At 38.0% G+C, this 25526-nt stretch carries 26 protein-coding genes and 1 tRNA gene; 18 read left to right on the top strand and 9 right to left on the bottom strand.

Features of this window, described 5'->3' with window-relative positions; translation table 11 throughout:
* Nucleotides 1-67: 67 nt before the first annotated feature.
* The 3 genes from AN490_RS15380 to AN490_RS15370 form a co-directional block, all read right to left on the bottom strand.
* Entirely contained in the window at nt 68-667 is a 600-nt protein-coding gene (locus AN490_RS15380) for a hypothetical protein (RefSeq protein ID WP_300005061.1), read from the bottom strand.
* A gap of 258 nt (nt 668-925) precedes the next feature.
* The gene (locus tag AN490_RS15375) at nt 926-1273 is read right to left on the bottom strand and encodes a type II toxin-antitoxin system PemK/MazF family toxin (protein ID WP_015078916.1); all 348 of its coding nucleotides are present in this window, start codon (nt 1271-1273) and stop codon (nt 926-928) included.
* Complete coding sequence (locus tag AN490_RS15370) at nt 1270-1545, bottom strand: ribbon-helix-helix domain-containing protein (RefSeq protein ID WP_015078917.1); 276 nt, start codon at nt 1543-1545, stop codon at nt 1270-1272. The genes AN490_RS15375 and AN490_RS15370 overlap by 4 nt, the downstream gene beginning before the upstream one ends.
* A 359-nt stretch (nt 1546-1904) precedes the next feature.
* On the opposite strand from AN490_RS15370, the gene ispG reads away from it, so the two are divergent.
* From ispG to AN490_RS15355, 3 genes are all read left to right on the top strand, one after another.
* Nucleotides 1905-3131, top strand: coding sequence for a (E)-4-hydroxy-3-methylbut-2-enyl-diphosphate synthase (ispG, locus tag AN490_RS15365; RefSeq protein ID WP_015078918.1), 1227 nt, complete (start codon nt 1905-1907; stop codon nt 3129-3131).
* A gap of 301 nt (nt 3132-3432) precedes the next feature.
* Nucleotides 3433-3506 (top strand) — tRNA-Pro (locus AN490_RS15360).
* Between the two features lie 156 nt (nt 3507-3662).
* Complete coding sequence (locus AN490_RS15355; RefSeq protein ID WP_271822946.1) at nt 3663-5162, top strand: family 10 glycosylhydrolase; 1500 nt, start codon at nt 3663-3665, stop codon at nt 5160-5162.
* 147 nt (nt 5163-5309) lie between these two features.
* Here the strand turns inward: AN490_RS15355 and AN490_RS15350 are convergent, their stop codons facing one another.
* Together AN490_RS15350 and AN490_RS15345 are read right to left on the bottom strand one after the other, a co-directional pair.
* Nucleotides 5310-6215, bottom strand: coding sequence for an alpha/beta hydrolase (locus AN490_RS15350; RefSeq protein ID WP_300005054.1), 906 nt, complete (start codon nt 6213-6215; stop codon nt 5310-5312).
* A gap of 2 nt (nt 6216-6217) precedes the next feature.
* Entirely contained in the window at nt 6218-6718 is a 501-nt protein-coding gene (locus AN490_RS15345) for a HugZ family protein (RefSeq protein WP_300005052.1), read from the bottom strand.
* A 329-nt stretch (nt 6719-7047) separates the two neighbouring features.
* Between AN490_RS15345 and AN490_RS15340 the strand changes: the two genes are divergently transcribed.
* The 4 genes from AN490_RS15340 (at nt 7048) to AN490_RS15325 (ending at nt 10039) form a co-directional block, all read left to right on the top strand.
* Nucleotides 7048-8532 carry a CIA30 family protein gene (locus AN490_RS15340; protein ID WP_300005049.1) on the top strand — a complete coding sequence of 495 codons (1485 nt, stop codon included), beginning with the start codon at nt 7048-7050 and terminating at the stop codon, nt 8530-8532.
* 87 nt (nt 8533-8619) lie between these two features.
* Nucleotides 8620-9012 (top strand): GFA family protein, encoded by a 393-nt coding sequence (locus tag AN490_RS15335; protein ID WP_300005046.1) that lies wholly within the window; start codon nt 8620-8622, stop codon nt 9010-9012.
* Between the two features lie 9 nt (nt 9013-9021).
* Nucleotides 9022-9456, top strand: a complete 435-nt coding sequence (locus AN490_RS15330) for a CAAD domain-containing protein (protein WP_334310704.1) — start codon at nt 9022-9024, stop codon at nt 9454-9456.
* Nucleotides 9457-9664: 208 nt separating this feature from the next.
* Entirely contained in the window at nt 9665-10039 is a 375-nt protein-coding gene (locus AN490_RS15325) for a hypothetical protein (RefSeq protein ID WP_213710033.1), read from the top strand.
* On the opposite strand, the gene AN490_RS15320 is transcribed toward AN490_RS15325, so the two are convergent.
* Nucleotides 10036-10644, bottom strand: a complete 609-nt coding sequence (locus tag AN490_RS15320; protein ID WP_300005042.1) for a Uma2 family endonuclease — start codon at nt 10642-10644, stop codon at nt 10036-10038. The genes AN490_RS15325 and AN490_RS15320 overlap by 4 nt on opposite strands.
* 230 nt (nt 10645-10874) lie before the next feature.
* Between AN490_RS15320 and hemC the strand changes: the two genes are divergently transcribed.
* From hemC to AN490_RS15290, 6 genes are all read left to right on the top strand, one after another.
* On the top strand, nt 10875-11843 hold the full coding sequence (hemC, locus tag AN490_RS15315) for a hydroxymethylbilane synthase (protein ID WP_300005040.1): 969 nt from the start codon (nt 10875-10877) through the stop codon (nt 11841-11843).
* Between the two features lie 117 nt (nt 11844-11960).
* Entirely contained in the window at nt 11961-13430 is a 1470-nt protein-coding gene (gene glgA / locus AN490_RS15310; RefSeq protein WP_300005037.1) for a glycogen synthase GlgA, read from the top strand.
* Nucleotides 13431-13739: 309 nt separating this feature from the next.
* A complete protein-coding gene (locus AN490_RS15305) occupies nt 13740-15089 on the top strand; it encodes an AAA family ATPase (RefSeq protein WP_300005034.1) in 1350 nt (449 codons plus the stop codon).
* Nucleotides 15086-15952 (top strand): DUF4435 domain-containing protein, encoded by an 867-nt coding sequence (locus tag AN490_RS15300; protein ID WP_300005031.1) that lies wholly within the window; start codon nt 15086-15088, stop codon nt 15950-15952. The genes AN490_RS15305 and AN490_RS15300 overlap by 4 nt, the downstream gene beginning before the upstream one ends.
* Before the next feature lie 112 nt (nt 15953-16064).
* Complete coding sequence (locus AN490_RS15295; RefSeq protein WP_300005028.1) at nt 16065-17117, top strand: dipeptide epimerase; 1053 nt, start codon at nt 16065-16067, stop codon at nt 17115-17117.
* Entirely contained in the window at nt 17101-18147 is a 1047-nt protein-coding gene (locus AN490_RS15290; RefSeq protein WP_300005025.1) for a DUF1611 domain-containing protein, read from the top strand. Before AN490_RS15295 ends, AN490_RS15290 begins: the two co-directional genes overlap by 17 nt.
* Before the next feature lie 100 nt (nt 18148-18247).
* On the opposite strand, the gene cobM is transcribed toward AN490_RS15290, so the two are convergent.
* The 3 genes from cobM to AN490_RS15275 form a co-directional block, all read right to left on the bottom strand.
* Complete coding sequence (gene cobM, locus AN490_RS15285; protein ID WP_300005022.1) at nt 18248-19087, bottom strand: precorrin-4 C(11)-methyltransferase; 840 nt, start codon at nt 19085-19087, stop codon at nt 18248-18250.
* A gap of 124 nt (nt 19088-19211) precedes the next feature.
* Complete coding sequence (gene lgt / locus AN490_RS15280; protein ID WP_300005019.1) at nt 19212-20087, bottom strand: prolipoprotein diacylglyceryl transferase; 876 nt, start codon at nt 20085-20087, stop codon at nt 19212-19214.
* A 27-nt stretch (nt 20088-20114) separates the two neighbouring features.
* Complete coding sequence (locus AN490_RS15275) at nt 20115-20363, bottom strand: hypothetical protein (RefSeq protein WP_300005016.1); 249 nt, start codon at nt 20361-20363, stop codon at nt 20115-20117.
* A 13-nt stretch (nt 20364-20376) separates the two neighbouring features.
* Between AN490_RS15275 and coaD the strand changes: the two genes are divergently transcribed.
* The 5 genes from coaD to AN490_RS15250 form a co-directional block, all read left to right on the top strand.
* Entirely contained in the window at nt 20377-20910 is a 534-nt protein-coding gene (gene coaD / locus AN490_RS15270) for a pantetheine-phosphate adenylyltransferase (RefSeq protein WP_213798476.1), read from the top strand.
* Nucleotides 20838-21551: a DivIVA domain-containing protein gene (locus AN490_RS15265; RefSeq protein ID WP_300005011.1), complete on the top strand. Its 714-nt coding sequence runs from the start codon at nt 20838-20840 to the stop codon at nt 21549-21551. The genes coaD and AN490_RS15265 overlap by 73 nt, the downstream gene beginning before the upstream one ends.
* A gap of 381 nt (nt 21552-21932) precedes the next feature.
* A complete protein-coding gene (locus tag AN490_RS15260; protein WP_300005008.1) occupies nt 21933-23153 on the top strand; it encodes a transposase in 1221 nt (406 codons plus the stop codon).
* Nucleotides 23154-23357: 204 nt separating this feature from the next.
* Entirely contained in the window at nt 23358-23819 is a 462-nt protein-coding gene (locus AN490_RS15255) for a hypothetical protein (protein ID WP_300005005.1), read from the top strand.
* A gap of 195 nt (nt 23820-24014) precedes the next feature.
* A partial coding sequence (locus AN490_RS15250; protein ID WP_300005002.1) for a tetratricopeptide repeat protein occupies nt 24015-25526 on the top strand: 1512 nt, incomplete at its 3' end.

Here is a 25526-nt window from a genome sequence, read left to right as displayed (position 1 = left end):
AATTTAAAACAAATGGGATTGAAGCCAGCAGTTTAAGTTTAACTAATACTAACCAGTTTCTCTGTGTTCATTGACTAGATTCTAAAGTTTTAACTTGATTTTGGAGTTTTTCTAAAGTTTGTAAATGGGATTGGTGCAATGAATTACTTAGCCAAATCAAACTCCCACTAAATAAAGTTACTGTAATAACTAAAATACCTGTTAACAATTTCACCTGTAAATGCAGAAGTTTTATCTGATTAATTTGATTTTCCTCTGGAAGCTGAGAAATACTAACTAAACTGAGATTTTCATTTTCTGTCATCACCTCTAATCTCGTTTCTTTTTCTCTAGGAAATGTAACCTTACCTTGCAGCCATCCAGTAATCAAATCAGGGCAATTTTTCTTAAACCATTGCCAAGCCAGTATTTTAAATGCAGGTTTAGATATTTTAGTCATAAATTTTAGAGTTTTATTGAGAGTTCCAAACTTAAATTTTTGATTTACTAAATTAGTTGAACCAACATCATAGAGACAATCCATGATGGATTTAATTGTAATTTCTTCCTGATAAATCAAAGTTCTTACTAATAACCTAAGTTCATTAATTAGTTGTTCCTCTTTCTCTTTCTCTTTCTCTTGAGACTGTTGTGTTAAATGATTTGATATTTTTATTGATTTAGACATATTTCAATAATAAGTTTTGAAGTTTTCCACGTTTTCCTCATACCAAGTCACGTTAATTCAGGAAATGAGATAGGACTGACAAAACGACCTACTTATCTACCCTGATTTCCTGTTCCTCATTCCCTCCCTTAAAAGCTAGTACCGCAAGGCGAAAGTCAAAAGTCAAGCCTAAGACGGTATAGACTTTTGGGCGATTTAGAATGGACGTTTGACGTAGCTCAGTTGAGCCGTTGGTTTATTTACGCCCTTGTCTACTAGTTAATATCCTGGCAAATCTAAGGCAATTAATAACGCTTGCTCCAAATGTGCCATGACAACTTCAGAAAGTATTCCTCTTAAACGCAAAAAGCGGGTTTTAGATAACACCCGTACCTGATCTGCCATGGCGATTGAGTCTTTCTTGAGTCCGCCATCTGGTGATAAAATTAAAACTTGAGTAGGGTAAACTCGCTTTCCGTCTTGATAGGTGGTACAGGGTACTGCTAAAACGACTGGGCTGGATAGATTAATTACATCGCGACTAACGATAATCACCGGGCGAGTTCCTCCCTGCTCCGAGCCTTCAGTCATTTCTAGACGCGCATCATAAACCTCACCCCTTCTCATCTTGGCGATTCCCCTAACTGCAACGCCTCCCACTGCGCGGTAGCAAATTCTACCTCTAGTTTTAAGACCTCTGCTTGATAATCTGGATCATTAGCCATTTCTGCCAATGCGGCATCAATTTCGGATCGCTTTTGTAAGGCTAGTTCCCTTCGTAAAGCCTGAGCGACAAAATCATTCCGACTTTTAGCTTTCCCTTCCATAACTGCTTTATCTGTAGCTTCTAGCAGTTCCCTGGGAATGGTTAATGTCGTGCGAACGGTTTCTGTTTTCATAGAGCGTTCATTATTTGATGACTGAAGTGATGTCTTATATCATATCGTTTTACGCATCAATTTAGTAAATTTAAGTTGGTCATTAGTCATTGGTCAGTAGGGGCCAAGCATTAGGAAGATAAATTATCGGTCATTGCCATGTTAGTAGGGGCGAAGCATTTGGAAGATAAATTATCGGTCATTGCCAAAAATAGTTCTCCAAATGCTTCGCCCGTACAGTTGTCAGTTGTAAAACTCTTGGTTATTTTTTGATTTACTTTTCAATTTAGCACCTAAAATACCCCAAATTGTGGCAATCTGAGAAGTATAACCGCTGGCAATCTGATATTTTAGCTACAGAAAATCTACCTATTTAGATTATGCAAACTCTGCCGACTTTGGAAATTACCAACACTACATCTAGTCAACCAACCTTTGATACCACCATCAAACGCCGCAAAACCCGCGCTGTACAAGTGGGAGATGTCACCGTTGGAGGAGGATATCCAGTGGTGGTACAGTCAATGATTAATGAAGATACTCTGGATATTGATGGTTCTGTCGCTGGCATTCGTCGTCTCCATGAAATAGGCTGCGAAATTGTCCGCGTCACTGTTCCTAGTATTGGACACGCTAAAGCACTGGCGGAAATTAAACAAAAATTAATTCAAACTTACCGTGATGTGCCAATTGTAGCCGACGTACATCACAATGGCATGAAAATCGCCTTGGAAGTTGCCAAACATATCGAAAAAGTGCGAATTAATCCAGGTTTGTATATATTTGAGAAAGCAAATACCAGCCGCACCGAATATACAAAAACTGAATTTGACGAAATTGGCGAAAAAATCCGCGAAACCTTAGCACCGCTGGTAATTTCCTTGCGTGATCAAGGTAAAGCTATGCGAATTGGCGTAAATCATGGTTCTTTGGCGGAAAGAATGCTATTTACCTATGGTGACACCCCGGAAGGGATGGTGGAATCTGCCTTAGAATTTATTCGCATTTGTGAATCTTTGGATTTTCATAATGTCGTAATTTCCATGAAAGCCTCACGAGTTCCTGTCATGGTGGCTGCATATCGGCTCATGGCTAAACGCATGGATGATTTAGGCATGGATTATCCTCTTCACCTGGGCGTGACAGAAGCAGGTGACGGGGAATATGGCAGAATTAAATCTACTGCGGGTATTGCCACATTATTGGCTGACGGTATTGGTGACACAATCCGCGTCTCTTTGACAGAAGCACCAGAAAAGGAAATTCCGGTTTGTTACAGCATTCTGCAAGCTTTGGGTTTGCGGAAAACAATGGTTGAATATGTGGCTTGTCCTTCTTGCGGACGGACTTTATTTAACCTAGAGGAAGTGCTGCACGTAGTCCGGGAAGCTACTAAACATTTAACAGGTCTGGATATTGCTGTGATGGGTTGTATTGTGAATGGACCTGGAGAAATGGCCGATGCTGACTATGGATATGTTGGTAAAAACCCTGGTTATATTTCTTTATATCGTGGTCGGGATGAAATTAAAAAAGTTCCAGAAGCCCAAGGTGTAGAGGAATTGATTAATCTGATTAAAGCCGACGGACGTTGGGTAGATCCTTAATTAATAAAATTTTTACTTCTGTCTCTCCGGTGAATTACTTAATTTTTTATCTGACCGCGAATAACCCAAAGATAGAAAATTAGTAATTTTGCAGGAGGCAGAAGGTTTATCGCAGATGAAGATCTAACCTCAACGGAACGCCAGCAATCTTGAGATCAGGGATTCTAAAATTTTTTCAAAAAACCCCTTGCTATTTTCTTTAGTCTTGTGATATATTAAGAAGAGTGACTTGATAAATTTTAGATGGACAATTTTGGAATCATCCCCACTCCAAAAGTCTAAAATCTCAAGTTCACATTTACGGGACGTAGCGCAGCTTGGTAGCGCGCCACTTTGGGGTAGTGGAGGTCTAGGGTTCAAATCCCTACGTTCCGATTTATGCAAACTTTAATCATGGCACATTCTTCTCCTTCAAGTAAATGTTTGTGTGGAATACTGCTTTTGATGGTTGTATGTCTCTCCAAATCTGGGGATATTTTAAGTACAGGCTATTTCATGCAAGCTATTACAAATTTAAATTGATTGCTATATATGTCTGATTACAACTGGAAATTTGTAAGACTAATTTTGTCTTGGCAAGGTGTATTTACTATAATTATTGCTAGTTGCTTATTAATTCTCAACTTAGTTACCGCACCAGCTATTGCTCAAAAGGGACAGGATTGTCGGGTATCATCAAAAGCAACTCAAGAAAAAGAAAAATTACGTTTATTAGCTTTTAAAGGCAATAAAGAGGCAGAAAGTCGCTATCAGAAATTACTCAAACAGCATACACAAGAATTAAAAACCTGTCGTAGTCAGACTTGGCCACAAACTCAAGCTATTTGGTTGCGCTTGTATCCCTGCGATATCCAGCCGGGAGTAGTTGATCAAATTATGGACCGCATTGTCAACCAAGGCTATAACCAAGTTTATTTAGAAGTATTTTATGATGGCCGGGTACTATTACCAGCCGCAGCTAACCCAACTGTTTGGCCTGCTGTGGTTCGCATTCTTGGTGCAGAAAAATTTGATTTATTGGCATTAGCAATTAAAAAAGGGCAACAACGCGGGTTGAAAGTTTATGCTTGGATGTTTACGAATAACTTTGGTTATACTTATGCTCAACGGGCAGATAGACAAAATGCGATCGCTCGTAATGGCAAAAATCAAACCAGCTTATCCGTAGTAGAAGATAGTTCTCAAGTCTTCATTGATCCTTACAACACTCAGGCTAAAAATGATTACTACCGCATGATACAACAGGTTATACGCCGTCGTCCAGATGGTATTCTCTTCGATTATGTTCGCTATCCTCGTCAAATTGGTAATGATTCTATTGCTACCAAAGTTCATGATTTATGGCTATTTACCCCTGCTACCCAAGAAGTCTTATTTCGTCGCGCCAAAAATTCCAAAGGATTAGAATTAATTCGCCGTTTTCTCACCAGAGGATATGTGAGTGCTGGTGATATAACAGAAATTGATAAACGCTATCCTCAAGAAGATGAACCCATGTGGGAAGGGCGTATTCCTCCAAAAAAACAGAAATCTTTGCCTTCCCCAGCGGAAAAACAGCGGGTTTTGCAATTGGATTTATGGTTATTCACTGTTGCTCATGCTATGCAAGGTATCTTAGATTTTGTGGCTTTAGCAAGTTACCCAGCCAAACAAAAAGGTATTCCCGCTGGAGTGGTATTTTTTCCCGAAGGTAATCAAGCGTTAGGACAAGGGTATGATTCCCGTTTGCAACCTTGGGATAGGTTTTCTAGTAACTTACAATGGCATCCCATGTCTTATGCAAATTGCGGTAATGTTGATTGTATTGTGGCACAAGTTCGACAGGTTTTGAAGATGGCACAACCAGGGACAAAAGTGATTCCGGCTTTAGCTGGTAAGTGGGGAGAATCAATTAGTAATCGTCCATCTTTGGAAGTGCAAATGCAAGCTCTCCGGCAATTATCTCCTCAAATTAAGGGTGTTAGTCATTTTGCTTATTCTTGGCAATATCCTCAAGATGATAATGAACGCAAATCTTGTAATGTTCGCTAAATCGTTATAATTCAGTAGGGGCGGGGTTTCCCTACCCAAAATTCAAGAGTTAATGAACCACGAAGGGACGAAGGACACGAAGGAAGAAGGAAGAAGAAGAAAGAAGGAGTAAAATTGGGAAATGTCTACTCTCCTTTTAAGTTTAATTTAGATTTCTAATTCTCCAGTTTTGTTGTATTTTTGCAATATTCCCATGACAACTGCTGGTATTTCTAAATGGGGAAGAATTCCAGTGTCGGGTATTTCATGAAAGCCTTTAATTGCACCAGGATTTAAACTTGCTAATCGTCGTCCTAATTGCATATTTGTAAATTGGGCTTTTTCTCCCCACAACATGACAGTTGGAACTTGAAGTTGCTGAATATATAAACTCAAATCAAAATAAAGATTTCCGCGTAAGAAGGACAAAGCCGCAAACTTGGCTTGATATTGTTGTGCAGAACTTAAATAAGCTGATACCATTTCTTGGGTAACTCTTTCTGGTTTAGCAAACAGAAAACTTTGCAAAAAGTTCCTAACTGCAATTTCATTTTCTGCACCTAAAGCATAAATTAAATTATCTACCAACGGTGTATTAATTAAAGAAAGTGGTAATCTCCTTCCTGCACCTTCTCCAAAATCGTTAAAACCGGAAGGACAAGCTAAAAACAAAGCTTTAAATAAGTCTGGATAAGTAACAGCAAGACGAATAGTTAAAGCCGCTGTTAAAGAAGATGCTACTACAGTTACAGGTTGATTACAGGTTTGAGTAATAAATTCAAGAATCGTCGTTAAATAATCTTGAATTTGATAATCTCGCACGGGGTGAGCAGATTTTCCCCACCCAATTAAATCTGGGGCTAAAATTCGATATGTTGACGCATAAGCCGGGTAGATTTTCGACCATTCATAAGCAGATGCACCACCACCAAAGTTATGTAAAAATAATAATGGTGGTAAATCTTGATCTTTGCTATTTTCCCAAGGGGCGCTAATTTGGGTATAGTAAACCATTACCCCTAAAGATGTATGAATGAATTTACTACCAAACCCAGGAGGTTGAAATTGCAGCATAATTATGAAAGTGAATCTTTGGTAATTTGTACAAGTTGATTTATATTATCACTATTAATATTATAGGCAGCCCCAAACCCAATGACAAAACGTCCGGTATTCGGTGTAAGTTGCAAAATCCGAAAATCGGGTAAACTGCGTAATGTCGTAATCAATTCTCCAAAACGAATTTCAAATTTATCAACAACTTCCTGCCATTTTTCAGTTTCTCTAACTATCAAATTTGCTGTACAATCGAAATTTAACCGCCGACGGGCAAAAATCTGTTGAGTTTTAACTTCGTCGTCAATAAATAAAACATTCACAAAAGGATGATTATGAATATTTTGGGTGTGTGTAGCTAGTCCACTCACATAAATATAGATATTTTTATTATCGTCCATAATAAAAGGAGCATAACTAGCATGAGGGATTCCTTGTTTATTTACTGTACTAATGATAATGCTAGTAAATTCTGTGGGAAATTTCTCATATTCAGCTTGGGCTTTAGCAAATTGATTCATCGCAATTATCCTAATTTATAAAAATTATAATACCATTTTTAAGAACAATAAAAATTCCTCCTTAACCTCTTCTCTCTGTGTCCTCTGTGCCTCTGTGGTTAGATAAATTACCTTTAAACCGCAGACGAGATATTTCTGAAGTTACATCAAAAAGGCTGTATAGCAATACTATTTGAGTTTAAAGAATATTCTTTTTAACCAACCACAGAGGCACAGAGAGCGCAGAGAAAGAGGAAAATGAGATATTATATCCAGGAGTTGATATTTTATCTACTATATACTCGAAAGTTGATACAATAAGACTAAAATAACATGATTAAATCGTAACTATGAATAATAACAATCGTTCTCGATGGGATTTATGCAGGTTTATTAAAACCCTAACTTACTTTGAAGTATTTCCGGTTCTGAACTGGATACAAAAACTCTTTCAAGGTAGTCCAAAAGATCATCAAGATATATCAAAAGCAGGAGGAAATATGGCTGTAATTCTGGTAGCTGGGGCGACGGGTGGTGTGGGTAAACGAGTTGTCAAAAAATTGACAGCACAAGGCTATAATGTCCGTTGTTTAGTTCGAGATATTGCAAAAGCGCGGACAATTCTGGGTGATGATATTGATTTGGTAGTTGGGGATATTACGAAATCAGAGACTTTGACGAATTTAGTTATGGCTAATATTCAAGCTGTAATTTGTTGTACGTCGGTGCGTGTTCAACCTGTGGAGGGAGATACACCAGATAGGGCAAAATATAATCAAGGGGTGAAATTTTATCTCCCGGAAATTGTCGGAGATACACCAGAAAATGTTGAATATCAAGGTGTGAAAAATTTAGTTGCAGCCGCTGCAAAGTATCTAGTTTCTGTGGGTGAAAAACCGATATTTGATTTTACTAAACCATCAGATGAAATCAAAAATATCTGGGGGGCTTTAGATGATGTGGTTATGGGTGGTGTCAGTTCCAGTAGTTTTCAAATTAGGGAAAATACAGCAGTATTCACAGGTAATGTTTCAACTGCTAATTCTGGGGGTTTTGCTTCAGTAAGAACTAAGAATTTTTCACCATTAGTTGATTTATCTGGTTATCAAGGTGTGAAATTGCGAGTAAAAGGTGACGGTCAACGTTATAAAATATTTATCCGCACAGAGTCAACTTGGGACGGTGTTGGTTATAGTTATTCTTTTGATACTGTTGCTAATAATTGGCTAGATATTCAGATTCCTTTTACAGATTTAGTTCCGGTATTTCGTGCCAAAATTGTTAAAGATTGTCCACCAATGGACGTTAGTAAAGTTTGTTCTTTGCAATTAATGTTGAGTAAGTTTGAATATGATGGTGCTTTAAATCCTGCTTTTAATCCGGGGATTTTTGCGCTGGAAGTTTCCTCAATTCAAGCCTATGGTGGGGAAACTTTACCTCAATTTGTATTAATCAGTTCTGCTGGGGTAACTCGTCCCGGAAGACCAGGAATTAATTTAGATGAAGAACCACCAGCAGTGAGATTAAATGACCAATTGGGAGGAATTTTAACTTGGAAATTGCGAGGAGAAGAAAGTGTCAAAGCTAGTGGGATTCCTTATACAATTATTCGACCTTGTGCTTTGACAGAATCAGCAGGGGGGAAGGAATTAATCTTTGAACAAGGTGATAATATTAGAGGAAAAATTAGCCGTGATGATGTTGCGGAAATTTGTGTACAAGCAATTAAAGAACCAAAAGCCAGTAATCTCACTTTTGAGGTTAAGGAAAGTGAAGTAATTGCTAATGATTTAGATTGGAAACGGCTATTTTATTCTTTGCAAGTTGATAAATAGAACTTTAAGTAATTAGTGAATTTGTTGGGTTTCCTTTGTCAACCCAACCTACAACTACAATTAGAGTTAATCAACTGGAGAAACTTAATGTCAAGTAAAGATAAATCTGTTACGTATGACGGTGGTTGTCATTGTGGTACGGTGCGGTTTCGGGTAGTAGTTAATAATCACAAAGTTGATGATTGTAATTGTTCAATTTGTGCTAAAAAAGGATTTTTGCATTTGATTGTTCCCCAAGAAAAGTTTACTTTGCTACAAGGGGAAGATGTCTTAAAAACTTATAAATTTAATACGGAAGTAGCACAACATAAGTTTTGCAGTATTTGTGGGATTCATTCCTTTTATATTCCCCGTAGTCACCCTGATTGTATTGATGTTAATGTGCGGTGTTTAGACGGAAATATAATTGGCAATTTTGAAATTGTGCCTTTTGATGGTGTAAATTGGGAAGAAAATATTGATAAGTTACAAAGAGGTTAAATGATAACTATGATGGAAACTCAAGCACAGCAAACAGAACAAGGAAATTATTCTTCACCACAAGATAGTTTATCTTTTTCCGGTGAAGACAATCGCAGTTTACCAAAATTACCTGCTGCTAAAGAATCTGAATCCCAATGGCAGCAAATTAGTAGACAAATTCTTGAATTCTTAAATCAACTGCCAGAGTATTTAGGCAGTATTTTTAACAACAATAAACAGGGTTTAATCACCCTAGTTTTAATTTTATCAGCTTTGGTCACAGTTAAGGTAGCGATCGCATTACTAGACGCTGTGAATGGTGTACCTTTGCTACAACCGATTTTCGAGTTAATTGGCGTATTTTACTTTATCTGGTTTGCTTTCCGTTATCTCCTCAAATTTGAGTCTCGGCAAGAATTATCCCAGAAATTTAACTCTTTTAAACAACAATCTTTAGGATAAAGATTTTTTATCAAGCTAATAAAATGTAGGTTAGTTCTAGACTAGCTTACATTTTTTTATTTTGGATTTGAGTATATCAAATATATCTATAGATAGAGAATTTTAATCAAAGTATTTTTATTAATTATATCCTAAGATAGTGTATTTATCTGCTAGAAAATTCTAAGCTAGTCCTGGTAATCCTAGAAAAGTACAAGGGGTTAATTGTATGAATGAGAAGATTACCGCAGATACTTATGATAGAGGCATAATTCCCGCTGAGACAGCAGCCCGAATCAAACGAGAAGGAGTAAATTATAAACACTTGCCGACTGAAGAGGATCTTGCCAGTGCTGCCACTGATGACCAAACTGATATTTACAGTATTCGGACAACGGACGGTTATACTGTGGATAAAGAGGGGTTATTGAATAATTATCCAGTTGAACCGGAAATGTATTATGAAGTTCCTGGTGATGCGCGGGAAATAGCAGAACAAGAAAAAGCTGAACGAATACAGGAATTGCGAGAAGTAAATGCAGATAAAACAGGTTTATTAACAGAGGATTTTGATAAAAGAGGTAAAGGACCAGGAATGATCTAATTTACCATTTCTTTGATTTTCTCCCGAAATCCTAAAGCCGCATCTAAAGGGTCATCTGCTACTACATATTGCGCCAAAATTGACAAATCTAAGTTTGGCAATAATTCACTTGTTGCCACCAATTCATAACTTTCACCGCGCAGATGATAAACGGCAAATTGATTGTTTTGAAAAAACCAAACTTCTGCTACACCTAATCTTTTGTAAACTTCTAATTTATCAATTCCCCCACTGGTGACTACGACTTCAATGGCAAGATCAGGAACTTCTTTTTCTATGCCTAGACAGTAGGATTCATCTGGTTCTACTCCTCCTCTTTTCGCTTGTTTACGGAAGGTGGTAGAACCAAGGGGAAAATAGCGAATGCGTTTTTCTTGAAAGTAAATTTCCAGCAAAGATCCAATAATTGTTTTGCGAATTTCATGACGGCGACTTGGTGACATTAATTCTATGACTCCATCTAAATATGTAACTCTATATTGTAAACTGTCACCTAAATCATTGAGTAAAGCTTCATAATTTTTCCAATTAACACCACTGATAGTTTGCCGTTCTTCTGGATCTTCGGCTTGTAATAGTTCAGATAATTCTGGAAGTAAAAGCATATAATTTCCTTAAAACCGAATTATTGCTAACTTGATTATATTCTAATTTCCAGATTTCCAGATCCCCGACTTCTTTGAGAAGTCGGGGATATATTTCAAAAATTGTAAATAAATGTAAAGCTACTAGCAAATGAAATCTTCACAGAATTAGGTTAATCTAATCCGGTACGTCACTCCCTGCGGTAGTCTAGATAAATGTTAATTTATCGCCTGGTTTGACAAATAGTTTTATGACTTCAGTTTCCAGTCCTGCACGCGTTATTCGTATTGGTTCACGTAAAAGCCAACTAGCTCTAGTTCAAACATACTGGGTACAAGCGGAACTCCAGAAAAGCTTTCCCCACATTACTTTTGAAGTCCATACCATGTCTACCCAAGGGGACAAAATCCTGGATGTGGCATTGGCTAAAATTGGCGATAAAGGACTATTTACCAAGGAACTGGAATTGGGCATGATCAATAAAGAGATTGATTTTGCTGTGCATTCTCTCAAGGATCTTCCCACCAATCTACCAGAAGGGTTGACACTGGCAGCGATTACAGAACGGGAAAACCCCGCAGACGCGGTGGTATTGCATGAAAAGCATAAAGGTCTGCAAATCGAGACTTTACCCGCAAATGCGGTAATTGGGACTTCTTCCCTGCGACGTTTGGCACAGTTACGCCATAAGTTCCCTGATTTTACCTTCAAAGATGTGCGGGGAAACTTGATCACACGCATGGCAAAACTGGATGCTGGTGAGTATGATGCTTTAATTTTAGCAGTAGCTGGTTTAGAAAGATTGGAAATGAGCGATCGCATCCATCAAGTTCTGACTCCTGAAATCTCCCTCCATGCCGTTGGACAAGGCGCTTTAGGAATAGAATGCCGAGCCGATGATACGGAGGTAATTAGCTTACTGAAAGCGATTGAACACCCGCAAACACGCGATCGCTGTTTAGCAGAAAGATCATTTTTACGAGTTTTAGAAGGCGGTTGTCAAGTTCCCATTGGTGTAAATACGGTAATTAGTGGTGACGAATTAACTCTAAAAGGTCTGGTTGCCAGCGTTGATGGTCAACAAATAGTTAAAGATACCGTCACCGGTACGGCTGCTGATGCTGAAAAATTAGGCGCACAACTAGCCAGTATTTTACGAGAACAAGGCGCTACAGAAATCCTAGAAAAAATCTTCACCGAAGTTCAACGAGGATCATAGATTGACAGCCATTTTCAGGTAAATGAACCACATTTAATTTCGAGGCTTTGGGCTAAATATGTGGAAACTACTTTAATCACGTAATTACCAATTACCAATTACCAATTACCAATTACCATGAAAATTTTATTTGTAGCAGCGGAAGCTGCTCCCATTGCCAAAGTTGGCGGTATGGGGGATGTTGTCGGTGCATTACCCAAGGTCTTGAGAGCAATGGGTCATGATGTGCGGATTTTCATGCCTTACTATGGCTTTGTACCCGACAAAATGCCAGTTCCCAAAGAACCCATTTGGAAGGGAGCAGCCATGTTCCAGGAGTTTGCAGTTTACGAAAGTGTACTGCCTGGAACTGATGTTCCTTTGTATTTATTTCAACATTCATCTTTTTCACCTCGGCGGGTTTACGGTGGAGAAGATGAAGATTGGAGATTTACTTTATTTTCCAATGGGGCGGCGGAATTTTGCTGGAATTACTGGAAACCGGAAATTGTCCATTGTCATGATTGGCACACAGGAATGTTACCTGTGTGGTTGAATCAATCTCCAGATATTACCAGTGTATTCACCATTCACAACCTCGCTTATCAGGGTCCTTGGCGGTGGTATTTAGAGGAAATTACTTGGTGTCCCTGGTATATGCAAGGACACAATACCATGGCAGCCGCAGTCCAGTTTGCCAATAAGGTAAATACAGTTTCTCCTACCTATGCGGAGCAAATCAAAACACCTGCCTATGGTGAACAAATAGAAGGGTTATTATCTTTTATTGGGGGCAAATTATCAGGAATAATCAACGGCATAGATACGGAAATTTATGATCCTAGTAATGATAAATATATCACCCAAACCTTTACGATAGATACCCTTGATCAACGCAAAGCTAATAAAATAGCCCTGCAAGAAGAAGTGGGTTTAGAAGTTAATTCTAATGCCTTTCTCATCGGCATGGTGACAAGGTTGGTAGAGCAGAAAGGGATGGATTTAGTATTACAAATCCTTGACCGTTTCCTGGCTTATACAGATGCTCAGTTTGTCTTGTTGGGAACAGGCGATCGCTATTATGAAACCCAAATGTGGCAACTCGCATCCCGCTATCCCGGACGCATGGCCACTTACCTTCTGTATAATGATGCCCTTTCTCGCCGTATTTACGCTGGTACAGATGCCTTCTTAATGCCTAGCCGCTTTGAACCCTGCGGAATCAGCCAAATGATGGCTTTGCGTTACGGTTCTGTTCCCATTGTTCGTCGTACAGGAGGATTAGTTGATACCGTCAGCCACTTTGATCCTGTCAATGAAGCGGGTACAGGGTATTGTTTTGACCGCTATGAACCCTTAGACCTTTTCACCTGCATGATTCGCGCTTGGGAGGGTTTCCGTTTCAAACCTCAATGGCAAGAATTACAAAAACGGGGGATGAGTGAAAACTTCAGTTGGTATGAATCCGCTAAGGAGTACGATAAACTTTATCGTTCTATCTATGGTTTACCAGATCCAGAACCGGAAGCAATACTAGAAGTAATACCAGAACCAAAACCAGAACCAAAACCAACACTAGAACTAAAACCAAAACCAAAATTAGTTTAAGGTGTTGTAGGAAGTTGGAATTTTAGACAATATTGATGGGGTATTTATCTGGAATGCCCCTTTTTAATACACGATAGTATAGAATTAAGAAAAGATGGATTGGTTAGAGTTAATCGCCACAAAAGGTATTACTCAGAGTATTAATGCTTCTAGCGAGTTAGATATTTGTCTCATTAAATTGAAAATCAGCTTTCTCTCTAGCCAATATTGCATTTGTTAGTTTTGGGAAATATTAGATTCCCTTGCGTCAACCCAAGCTACCACTACTATCAAGCTTAATAATGTCTATGAACATGAGAGTGAATTATTATGCGAATTAAGCAAATTTCGGTTAGCGGCTTATTTGGAATTTTTGATCATGTAATTCCGTTAAATATGGATGAGAGAATCACCCTCATTCATGGACCTAACGGTTTTGGAAAAACAGCAATGTTGAGAATATTAAATGGATTTTTTAACTCCAAATACTCGGAGTTAGAGACTATTCCCTTTAGTAAATTTTGCGTTGATTTTGATGATGGTAGTAATTTTGAAATTATAAAGAATTATGATGATACGGAAAACATAGAGAATAATGTCAGTTTCAATTTTTATCAGCCAAGTATAGCAGCTAAAAAATGGCTTCACACTCCTATTAATACTAAAGAAAATTCTTCTGTAAATCCAGAATTACTACATCATTATGCTATGATATTGTTTAACCCTCTATTTAAATCAAAAGAAGAACCTGAATGGTTAAAAGAATTAAAAAATAATATTCATCTTCGCCTGATAGAATCGCAACGGTTATTAAATGTATTTCCTAATCATCGTTCTCAATTAAGTGATAATAGAAGACCTTCAATATTATCAACTGGACTTCTATATAGTCCTGAACTTACAAGAGAGATGAGCGGGATAGAAGATAAGTTTGATGACAGAACACCTTCAATATTATCAACTGTTTCTGCATATTCTTATGAACTTGCCAAGCTAATGCAAGATAAGTTTAAGGAATATGGAACAATATCTCAATCTCTTGATAGAAGTTTTCCCATGAGGGTAGTAAAACAACAGTCATCACCAGATATAACAGATGAACAACTGCGTAATCAACTCAACGAACTTGAAGAAACTCGTTCTCGTCTTATAGAAGTAGGTCTTTTAGATCCAGATGAAAATTCAGAGTTTCAAATTCAGCCTCAAGATATAGATGAAAGTACAAAAAATGCTTTATCGGTATATGTTGAAGATGTAGAAAAAAAACTCAATGTTTTTACTGAAATAGCGACAAAGATTAATTTACTGAAGAGAATTATCAATAATAAATTTTCCTATAAAGAGATAAACTTTAGCAAAGAAAAGGGATTCATTTTTACAACTCTTTATAATTCATCCTTATCTGATTCAAAAATTCTATCACCAACTGATTTATCATCGGGTGAACAACATGAATTAGTGCTTTTGTATGAACTACTATTCAAAATTGAACCTAATTCCTTAGTTTTGATTGATGAACCTGAATTATCTCTTCATGTAGGTTGGCAAGTGCAGTTTTTAAAGGATTTGCAAGAGATTACAAAGCTTGCTGATTTAGATATTCTCATAGCTACTCATTCACCAGATATTATACAAGATCGCTGGGATTTAACGGTTGAATTGAAAGGTCCAGCAAAATGAGAGAATTTTTAACCGTTGACCGTGTTGCTAACCAAATAAGATTACGACGTAGCACTTATTCAGGAACTTTCTTATTAGTTGAAGGAAGTTCTGATAAAACTTTCTATGAGCGATTTGTTGATAAATTAGGTTGTGAATTAGTCATTACTGCGGGGAAACCTTCTAGTAAACAGCGTGCTATTGCCATTTTAGAAATTTTAGAAAAATCAAATTTTCGGGGAGTTTTAGCAATTGTTGATGCAGATTTTGATCGTCTGCAAAATACATCAGTCACAAGTCCTAATCTACTCCGCACCGATACTCATGATCTGGAAACTATGTTAATACAATCACCTGCTTTAGAAAAAGTAATTAGTGAATTTGGTTCTGAAGAAAAAATTACCCAGTTGAATCGAGATATTAGAGAAGTATTAATTTCAGTTGGTATTGCAATTGGTCATTTACGTTATATTTCTCAATCTGATGGATTGAATTTGACATTTGAAGGTATAACTTTTAGTAAATTTATTGATGAAAAAAATTGGCAATTTAATGACGTAAAACTCATTCAAGAAATCAAGAATAAATCTCAAGCTTTTTATTTGAAAGATGAAGATTTAGAAAAACGGTTATTTACCGAAAAAAGCAATAATCAAGATCCTTGGCAAGTCTGCTGTGGTCATGATTTAGTAGAAATCCTATCACTTGGTTTACGCAAAGCTATTGGAACTAATAAAACGGCTGATGTTGAACCAAATAGTCTTGAGCGTAATTTACGACTTGCTTATGAAGTAGCTTATTTTTACAAAACTCAGCTTTATTTAGAAATTCGCAAATGGGAAACCAATAATCAACCATTTCATGTTTTACAGATTATTGAATAAATCTGGGATATCAACCTTTTCTATTTTCATCAATCAAATCGGATTACTATAGTTATACCTGAATAATAAAGTTATCATCAAACCCATACGCAAAGAAACATTTAACTCCTATATGCAAATCAATTTTCAAACCTTTACCGTCAACAAACGATTTCCCCTCACAATTAGTCGCGGCACAACAGCACAAACAACAAATATCTGGTTACAAATTACCGCAGAAGGAATTGCAGGTTGGGGAGAAGCATCACCTTTTGGTGTAGGCAACCACAGGCAATCTACCGAGATAATCCAAGAAACTTTACAGCAAATCATACCTATTATTAAATCCTTTAGCCCTTGGCAACGGCAAGAAATTGAGGCACTATTAGAACAAATGCAAATTCCTTCCGCAGTCAAAGCGGCTGTGGATATGGCATTACATGATTGGTTGGGTAAGCGCGTGAATTTGCCATTGTGGCAACTGTGGGGGTTGGATAAAAATGTTATAGTGCCAACATCGGTAACAATTGGCATTAATTCCCCAGCAGGTGCAAGGGCAAGGACGCGAGATTGGTTACAATTTATGGACGTGCAGTTATTCAAGGTAAAATTAGGTTCAACCGAGGGAATAGAAGCAGATCAAAAAATGTTGTTAGCGGTACGGGAAGAAGCAGCCGGAAAAGATGTGTTTGTTGATGCTAACGGAGGTTGGAGTTTAACTGATGCCATAAATATGTGTAATTGGTTAGCTGACTTGGGAATCAAGTATGTAGAACAGCCTTTAGCAAGAGGTGAAGAAGCAAATTTAGCCCAATTAAAAAAACATTCTCCATTACCAATTTTTGTAGATGAAAGTTGCTTTACCAGTGCGGATATTCCCCAATTAGCTAATTATGTAGATGGCATTAATATCAAATTAATGAAATCTGGGGGAATCACCGAAGCCATGCGAATGGTGCATACAGCCAAAGCCCACAATTTACAAATCATGTTTGGCTGTTATTCTGATAGTTGTCTTGCTAATACCGCCGCATTACAACTTGCACCACTGGCTGATTATTTGGATTTAGATAGTCACTTAAATTTAATTAATGATCCTTTTAGTGGTGCTGTGGTAGAAAATGGGCGAGTTTTGCCGAATAATTTACCTGGTTTGGGAGTGAAACATTGTGCGTCTGTCGCTTAATCAAAAAATAGCAATTCTTCTTCATGAGGGAATTACTGGAGTTCAAGGAAAAACTGGGTTATCAATTTTACGCTACAGCGAGTCGCCCATTGTAGCGGTGATTGACAGAGAAACTGTAGGTAAATCTTTAGTCGAGTTAACAGGTATTCAGCGAGATGTGCCAATTGTGGCATCTGTGACGGCAGCATTACAGTATAAACCGGAAGTTTTGGTAATTGGGATTGCGCCTAAAGGTGGGGCTGTTCCTGATGATTATTGGCTGGATATCAAAGATGCCCTGAAAGCGGGAATGTCTTTGGTAAATGGATTACATACACCAATGGCAAATATACCGGAATTAAATGCCCTCCTCAACCCAGGACAATTAATTTGGGATGTTCGCAAAGAACCTGCTAATTTAGACGTAGCATCGGCAATGGCGCAAAATCTGCCTTGTCGGCGGGTGTTGACGGTGGGAACGGATATGGCTATTGGCAAAATGTCAACTAGTCTGGAATTGCACCGGGTGGCTAAGTTGCGGGGTATCCGTTCTAAGTTTTTGGCCACTGGTCAAACTGGGTTAATGTTGGAGGGGGAAGGGGTGGCTTTAGACGCTGTGCGGGTAGATTTTGCGGCTGGTGCGGTGGAACAGTTGGTAATGCGTTTTGGTCAACATTACGACATTTTGCAAATTGAAGGGCAAGGTTCTCTTTTACACCCTGGTTCAACGGCTACTTTACCGCTAATTCGGGGTTCTCAGCCTACACATTTAATATTGGTGCATCAAGCGGGACAAACTCACAACCGTAATAATTCTCATATACCGATTCCAGCTTTACCGGAAGTAATTCGGATGTATGAAATTGTTGCTAGTGGTGCGGGGGCTTTTCGTCCTGTTCCTGTGGTGGGAATTGCTTTGAATACTCGGAATTTGGGGGAAGTAGAGGCAAAAAATGCGATCGCTCAAACTATAGCAGAAACTAAGTTACCTTGTACAGATCCTGTTCGGTTTGGGGCTGGGTTGCTATTGGATGCTGTTATGCAGAGTTAATTTTTTTGCACGCAGAGGCGCAGAGGCACGGAGAGTAGGAGTTTTATTGCTGGTGGAGCTAATTTAAAATTCGTCAATTTAAACGAGATAAACTTTGCCTCTACATCCTCAATTCTGTTGTATCTGAACCAAGGCTATGTGATGAACGGAATAAATGATTATGTTCAGGATGATACAAGCGTGAGCGCCCACTTACTGGTAATAGTGCAGGACTAATCACATAAAGTGTCGTTCGGCGTAATTTCTCTTCATGAGTACAATTTGCCATTTGTGCTAAATTCACAACCCGGATTTTTTCATCTGGCCAGCCTAAGCGATAGCAAATTGCTACTGGAGTATCTGGATCATAATGTTCTAACAATTTCCCTTGGGCTTCAGTGATATGAGTCACACTTAGATATAAACATAAACTGGCACGATGTGCTGCTAAAGCTGTTAACTCTTCCGTATCTGGAACATGGGTACGGCCACTAATGCGAGTCAGGATGATAGTCTGCACTAAACCAGGCACAGTTAATTCTATCTTGAGTTTAGCTGCGGCAGCTTGAAAAGCACTGATACCAGGAATGACTTCAAAAGGAATATTAGCATCGGCTAATAGCTGCATTTGTTCATGAATAGCACTATACAGACTAGGATCACCAGAGTGTAATCTTACTACAGATTTATGCGATCGCACGGCATCAATCATCAGTGGTAAAATTTCTTCTAAAGTCCGATTTGCTGTTTTGATAATTTCCGCATCTGGACGACAAATATCTAGAATTTGTTCGGGAATTAAAGAATCTGCAAATAAAATCACATCAGCCGCAGCCAACAACTTTTGCGCTCTAACCGTTAATAAATCAGGATCTCCCGGTCCAGCACCAACAATATAAACCCCAGGCTCTAAGGTATTTGGATACTTGAAAAAACTCAAATTATTAGTAGATTCACTCATTAATTTCCCCCTGCAAAACCCTGCAAAAAAACTTTTACCATTTCCCTAGTACCCTTCCGGATTCAGCCACTTTGCCTAGTAGAAATAGATGGTAGATGCACCCTGGTTAAGCCCTAGAGATTAATTACTCTGGGGCATTTTTTTCTCCATTCCCCCCAGAAACAACATCAGGTAAGGAACGCTTGAATATATATAGCCAAGCTAAACCAAATAATCCTAAAGTCATTCCCCCTAAACTTACCATCTGTGCCATCCGTAAAGGTCCTAGCATTAAGCTATCTGTGCGTAAACCTTCAATCCAAACCCGTCCCAAGCTATAAGCAACCCAGTAAACTAAAAATAACGTCCCTACTTTCAACCGGGGTTTTTTAGCTAAAGCTCGAAAAAACAAAGTTATTAACAATGCAAACACCATTAAATTCCACAACGATTCATAGAGAAAAGTGGGATGGAAATATTCAAAATTCACTAAATCCAAAGGACGACGATCTGAGGGAATATATAACTTCCAAGGTAAACTAGTTGGTCTGCCAAAAGCTTCCGAGTTGAAAAAATTTCCCCACCGACCAATTGCTTGCCCTAATATTAATGAAGGAGCAACCAAATCAGTCAATTGCCAAAAAGATACCTTATTCAGTCTAGCAAAAATTAACGCCGCGATCGCACCACCAATAATTGCCCCATGAATCGCAATACCCCCTTGCCAAATTGCAATTATCCGTTCTGGATGTTGAGAATATTCTGGCCATTGAAACAAAACATAATATAACCTAGCGGCGGGAATAGCTGCAATCACCAACCAAATTGATAAATCACTGATTAAATCGGGATTAACATGACGACGCTTGGCTAGGTATTGAGAAAGACTAACACCAATTAACACAGCAGAAGCAATCAACAACCCATACCAACGAATAACAATTGGTCCCAATTTAACCACAATCGGACCAGGGGAAGTAAATAAAAACCCCAAGGGCAAAACAGAAAAATCCACTATCATACAAAATTACCTATAGGAGTATGAAATCTATGGGGATAAAACACAATAATATAGTACGCCTTCCTGACTTCCTGACTTCCTTCTTCCTCCTTCCTTCTTCCTCCTTCCTTCTTCCTCCTTCCTTCTTCCTCCTTCCTTCACTCCTGACTCCTGACTCCTGACTCCTGACTCCTGACTCCTGACTCCTGACTCCTGACTCCTGACTCCTGACTCCTGACTCCTGACTCCTGTGTTAGATTTAATAAAGTTCTGTGGAAAATCTGTCAATATAATCACTTAAAATAACCTTGTGATTGCTATTTATCCTGGTAGTTTTGATCCCATCACCTTGGGACATTTAGACCTTATTCAGCGCAGTAGTCGCCTATTTGAACGAGTCATTGTTGCCGTCCTCCGCAATCCCCATAAAATGCCATTGTTTACAGTAGAGCAAAGATTAGAACAAATTCGTCTAGCTACAAAACATTTACCAAATGTAGGAGTAGACAGCTTTGACGGTTTGACTGTAAAATATGCTCAAATGCAACAAGCGCAAGTTTTGTTACGGGGGTTAAGAGCGGTTTCTGACTTTGAGATTGAGCTACAAATGGCTCACACTAATAAAACATTGTCTACTCAGATCGAGACAGTTTTTCTGGCAACATCAAATGAGTATAGTTTTTTAAGTAGTAGTGTGGTAAAAGAGATTGCCAGGTTTGGTGGCTCTGTTGATCATCTTGTTCCCCCACACATTGCCCTAGATATATACCAATGCTACAACCAAAAATCCCTAGCCTCGAATCCAACCATAACGGCAACAATCCTACCCCAAGAGAGTACGTGAATGGTATCCCCTCCATTGGTAATCCAGAACCAACAGCAGGGGTAGATATTCAGCAGGAACTCAACCGCTTAGAGGACATAGTTCTCTCTAGTTTGAGGATTCCCCTGACAGGACGAACTTTAATAGATGAAGATAAATTATTAGAACAACTTGATTTCATCCGTCTTTCTTTGCCAACAGTGTTTCAGGAAGCACTCGATATTTTGGCACAAAAGAATGAAATTCTTCTAGAAGCGGAAGAATATGGACAACAGGTTGTAGATGTAGCCCAAGCAAAAAGAGCGCAAATTTTGGCAGAAAGTGATATTGTCAGGCAAGCACAGCGGGAAGCTGACCAACTACGGCGACAAGTCCAGGACGATTGTGAAGCAATGATGCAAGACACTCTTGCAGAAATTGACCGCAAACGTCGCGCTTGTCAGCAAGAATTAGAAGAAATGCGCCAAACTGCAATTTCTCAAGCTGAAGAAATTGAAGATGGTGCTGATAAATACGCCGATAACGTTCTGGCTAATATTGAACAGGATATTCAAGAAATGTTAAAAATTATTACTAATGGCCGCAAACAATTAAATTCTGCTAATGTCCCCAAGAATGGAGATCATCCCCAACAACGCCCCCATAATTCCAAAAAAAGATAGTATCACCTCGTTCCCAGTCTCTGACTGGGAATGCTATTACAGAGGCTCTGCCTCTTAATCATTATTCTCATCTAGAATATACAAATATTATATAGCAGTTCTTGTGATCTTAGGTACGAAGTTTTTTAGTTTTAGGGAACTGGGAATAGGAAATAAGGAATAAGTTAATGATATATAACAGTTCTTATAAGGAAAATGCCGAAAACCCTTGAAGGTGTGGCTGACTCAGGAAGCCACACCTGTGCTTTAGACGAGGGATGAAGGCTAGGGGCAGGATTTATCCTGCATTGACGTTAATTGCTCTGCTCTTCAATATATTTTTTCACTGTTTCCGTGTAAATATTCATTTTATAATAGTTATAGGTCGTAAACAATAAACCAATGATAGTTCTAGAATACAAAGTTAAAGGTAAACAACATCAATACAACGCCATAGACGATGCAATTCGTACCACCCAATTCATTCGCAACAAAGCGATAAGATATTGGCTGGATGCACCACGCGAGCTAAAAATTGATAAGTTTGCCCTAAATAAGTATTCAACAGAACTCCGCTCAGACTTTAGCTTTGCTGCTGAATTAAACTCAATGGCAGTACAATCAGCCGCAGAAAGAGGATGGTCTGCTATATCAAGGTTTTACAACAATTGTCAATCTAATAAATCTGGCAAGAAGGGATTCCCACGTTTTCAAAAAGATTGCCGTTCAGTTGAATATAAAACATCAGGGTGGATTACTTTTACTGATAAAAAAGGGATTGGTGAACTCAAATTATTAGGTAAATGGGATATTCAATCCTACGAACTTAAAGATATTAAACGAGTGCGTTTAATCCGGCGTTCAGATGGCTATTATGCACAGTTTTGTATTGGTATTGATGTTGTAGATATTCAACCAAAAACAGGTAATGAAATCGGGTTGGATGTTGGTATTGAGTCGTTTTACACCGATTCTAATGGACATCATGAACCCAACCCTCAGTTTTTGAGAAAGGCTGAAAAATCTATCAAACATTCTCAAAGACGGATTTACAAAAAAGTCAAAGGTTCTAGTGGTAGGAAAAAAGCTAGAAAAGTTTACGCAAAAAAACACTTAAAAGTAAGTAGGCAACGGATTGAACACGCTAAAAGAATAGCGCGTAACGTATGCAAGTCTAACGACTTAGTGGCCTATGAAGATTTAAGGGTTTCAAATATGGTAAAAAATCATTGTTTAGCAAAATCAATTAGTGACGCTAGTTGGTATTTGTTTAGGCAATGGATTGAATATTTTGCGGTTAAATTTGACAAGATTGCTATAGCTGTAGCACCACATTACACTTCTCAAAAGTGTTCCGATTGTGGTGTAATTGTCAAAAAATCTCTATCAACTCGTACTCATAAATGTAGTTGTGGATCGTATCTTCATAGAGATACAAACGCCGCAATCAATATTTTAAATCTTGCAAAAGCTAGGGGAGGGCATCCCCAAAGTAACGCTACAGGAGTTGAAGCCACTACTCTACTTGGTGCAAACCTGGAAAAGCCAAGTTTTGACGATGAATGTAGAATCCCCGTGTCTTTAGACCGGGGAGTGTCAATTAATTACTATTTTGAAGGATAGCATCGAACGCAGATAAACGCAGATAAACGCGGATTTTTTTGTTCTCTCTGTTTATAGATAATTTTTTCTGCAAATTATATTTAATTCAATCAGAAGTTTTAATTTGATCTAGGATAATACTCGCGTATTTATCCCAATTTATGGTACAAATAAAACAATTAGAGTAGTTATTGTTCTGCTGACAATTAAGAAGGGGTAGTTTTTATGGTTGAACCACTCACTGGCGCTGTTATTGTTTCTTTATTTTTCTCGGAAGCAATCAAGGAAGGTGGAAAATTTGCAGTTAAAGGAGTCGCGGATACTTTTGCAAAGTTGGTTAGCACTATTCGACAAAAGTTAACTACGGAAGGAATGGAAGGTTTATTAATTCGGGCTGAAAAAGATCCAAATGAAAAAAATAAACTTCAGTTACAAGATGAATTGCAAGAATACATTAATGCTGATAAAATTTTTGCTAATCAACTTAAATTGCTGGTTGAAGAACTCAAAACACAAGACCCTAAGATTCGTCAGGTTATTCTGAGTGGAATTGAATTAACTGGTGATTTAAAAGCTCAGAATATCACTCAAAGAACTTCAGGAAGTAGTGGTTCTGTTGACCAAGCAATGCTCACCAATATCAAGGCTAATAATATTATTATAGGTGATTTAACTCAAGAAGGTTAAGAGATTGTGTGAAAAGTATTGGATACAATCCATTATCTCCAAAAACCTAAGTTACCTCTCCCTAGCCCTCTCCTAAAAGGAGAGGGAACTAGAAAAAAATAAGGGTTTTAATGCTTCTCTTTTGGTAGAGGAGAGGTTTAGAAAGGGGTATATTTACATATTAAAAACTTTTAAAACATTCTTTAAGTTCTAATCATGAATACAAATCATCTCCCTCAAGTTGTTCAAGAGCTTTTCAAAAATGTGCAAGCGGGGGGTGATATCTCTGTGGGAGATATTACTCAAGTTTTTCAAAATGTCAATAATTTAAATGATTGGGATAAACCTCTAAATTTTCCCCACAATATCCCTAATAGTAATACTAAAAAATTTGTTGGTCGAGAAAATGAATTAGTGTTAATTCATCAACATTTACAAACTAGCAATCATGCTGTAATTTCTGCTGTTGAAGGTATGGGTGGTATTGGTAAAACTGAATTAGCTACCCAATATTCTCTTCTGCATTTATTCCTAAATTCTTATCCGGGAGGTATTTGTTGGTTGTCGGCTACAAATCAAAATCTCGGTTTACAAATTATTCAATTTTGTCGCACACATTTAGGTTTAAATCCCCCAGATGATTTTGATGTATTACTACAAGTAAAGTGGTGTTGGCAACGTTGGCGAGAAGGTACTGTTTTATTAGTTATTGATGATGTCCAAAATTATTCGGCGATTCAGCCTTATTTGCCGCCACAATCATCTCAATTTCGGGTTTTGATCACAACAAGACTAAAACTAGATTTATCTGGTTCTTTGTCTTTACAAATCCTTTCTCTACCGGAGGCAATGGCATTATTATCAAAATTAATTGGTGAGGATAGGTTAAATCAAGAAACAGCACTAGCAGAGGAACTTTGTCAACGATTAGGTCGTTTACCACTAGCTTTACAATTGGTTGGTCGTTATCTCAAATATCGTCAGATATCTTTAGCAGAAATGCTGAAAAGATTAGAAGCTAAAGGTTTAGGTCATCCTGCTTTAGTTGTTGATATGAATGACCCAACCTGGACTCTATCTATAACTCGTGGTGTTGAAGCTGCTTTTGCATTAAGTTGGGAAGTTCTCAGTTCTGCTGCTCAAGAATTAGGTTGTTTACTGAGTTTGTTTGCTCTAGCTCCTATTCCTTGGTCACTTGTGGAAAGTGCTGCACCTGAAAAAGATACAGAAGATTTAGAAGATGCCAGAATTGAATTAGAACAATTACATCTTTTACAAAGTGAAGATAATTATTATCAATTACATCAACTAATTCGTGAGTTTTTGAAAAAGAAGCACAACAACTTAGCTTCTGGACAACAACAAATATCTCACTTCTGCCAAGCAATGATTGATGTAGCTCAAACAATTTCTCAGCAGCCAATACAGGAAGATATTAAAAAATTAAAATTAGATATACCGCATTTAGAGGAAGTAGCAGAACATCTAGTTGATGTTGTTAGTGATGAAAATTTATATTTGCCTTTTGCTGGATTAGGAAGATTTTATGAAGGACAAGGATTATATAAACTTGCAGAACCTTGGAAAGAAAAATGTGTTTTATTACTAAAACAGCGTTTAGGTGATGACCATCCCTATGTCGCTCTAAGTTTTAACAATTTGGGAGGACTCTACTATTCCCAAGGCAGGTACAGCGAAGCAGAACCTCTTTACATCCAAGCTTTAGCT

The organism is Anabaena sp. AL09, from assembly GCF_001672255.1.
Classification (GTDB): Bacteria; Cyanobacteriota; Cyanobacteriia; order Cyanobacteriales; family Nostocaceae; genus Dolichospermum; species Dolichospermum lemmermannii.
The sequence above is the reverse complement of the archived record's forward strand: the minus strand, read 5'-3'. Positions and strand labels throughout refer to the sequence as shown.

What these genes read in the sequence shown, in the direction of transcription:
- AN490_RS15380 (WP_300005061.1), bottom strand. Translation starts at nt 667, where the DNA reads ATGTCTAAATCAATAAAAATATCAAATCATTTAACACAACAGTCTCAA.
- AN490_RS15375 (WP_015078916.1), bottom strand. Translation starts at nt 1,273, where the DNA reads ATGAGAAGGGGTGAGGTTTATGATGCGCGTCTAGAAATGACTGAAGGC.
- AN490_RS15370 (WP_015078917.1), bottom strand. Translation starts at nt 1,545, where the DNA reads ATGAAAACAGAAACCGTTCGCACGACATTAACCATTCCCAGGGAACTG.
- ispG (WP_015078918.1), top strand. Translation starts at nt 1,905, where the DNA reads ATGCAAACTCTGCCGACTTTGGAAATTACCAACACTACATCTAGTCAA.
- AN490_RS15355 (WP_271822946.1), top strand. Translation starts at nt 3,663, where the DNA reads ATGTCTGATTACAACTGGAAATTTGTAAGACTAATTTTGTCTTGGCAA.
- AN490_RS15350 (WP_300005054.1), bottom strand. Translation starts at nt 6,215, where the DNA reads ATGCTGCAATTTCAACCTCCTGGGTTTGGTAGTAAATTCATTCATACA.
- AN490_RS15345 (WP_300005052.1), bottom strand. Translation starts at nt 6,718, where the DNA reads ATGAATCAATTTGCTAAAGCCCAAGCTGAATATGAGAAATTTCCCACA.
- AN490_RS15340 (WP_300005049.1), top strand. Translation starts at nt 7,048, where the DNA reads ATGAATAATAACAATCGTTCTCGATGGGATTTATGCAGGTTTATTAAA.
- AN490_RS15335 (WP_300005046.1), top strand. Translation starts at nt 8,620, where the DNA reads ATGTCAAGTAAAGATAAATCTGTTACGTATGACGGTGGTTGTCATTGT.
- AN490_RS15330 (WP_334310704.1), top strand. Translation starts at nt 9,022, where the DNA reads ATGATGGAAACTCAAGCACAGCAAACAGAACAAGGAAATTATTCTTCA.
- AN490_RS15325 (WP_213710033.1), top strand. Translation starts at nt 9,665, where the DNA reads ATGAATGAGAAGATTACCGCAGATACTTATGATAGAGGCATAATTCCC.
- AN490_RS15320 (WP_300005042.1), bottom strand. Translation starts at nt 10,644, where the DNA reads ATGCTTTTACTTCCAGAATTATCTGAACTATTACAAGCCGAAGATCCA.
- hemC (WP_300005040.1), top strand. Translation starts at nt 10,875, where the DNA reads ATGACTTCAGTTTCCAGTCCTGCACGCGTTATTCGTATTGGTTCACGT.
- glgA (WP_300005037.1), top strand. Translation starts at nt 11,961, where the DNA reads ATGAAAATTTTATTTGTAGCAGCGGAAGCTGCTCCCATTGCCAAAGTT.
- AN490_RS15305 (WP_300005034.1), top strand. Translation starts at nt 13,740, where the DNA reads ATGCGAATTAAGCAAATTTCGGTTAGCGGCTTATTTGGAATTTTTGAT.
- AN490_RS15300 (WP_300005031.1), top strand. Translation starts at nt 15,086, where the DNA reads ATGAGAGAATTTTTAACCGTTGACCGTGTTGCTAACCAAATAAGATTA.
- AN490_RS15295 (WP_300005028.1), top strand. Translation starts at nt 16,065, where the DNA reads ATGCAAATCAATTTTCAAACCTTTACCGTCAACAAACGATTTCCCCTC.
- cobM (WP_300005022.1), bottom strand. Translation starts at nt 19,087, where the DNA reads ATGAGTGAATCTACTAATAATTTGAGTTTTTTCAAGTATCCAAATACC.
- lgt (WP_300005019.1), bottom strand. Translation starts at nt 20,087, where the DNA reads ATGATAGTGGATTTTTCTGTTTTGCCCTTGGGGTTTTTATTTACTTCC.
- AN490_RS15265 (WP_300005011.1), top strand. Translation starts at nt 20,838, where the DNA reads ATGCTACAACCAAAAATCCCTAGCCTCGAATCCAACCATAACGGCAAC.
- AN490_RS15260 (WP_300005008.1), top strand. Translation starts at nt 21,933, where the DNA reads ATGATAGTTCTAGAATACAAAGTTAAAGGTAAACAACATCAATACAAC.
- AN490_RS15255 (WP_300005005.1), top strand. Translation starts at nt 23,358, where the DNA reads ATGGTTGAACCACTCACTGGCGCTGTTATTGTTTCTTTATTTTTCTCG.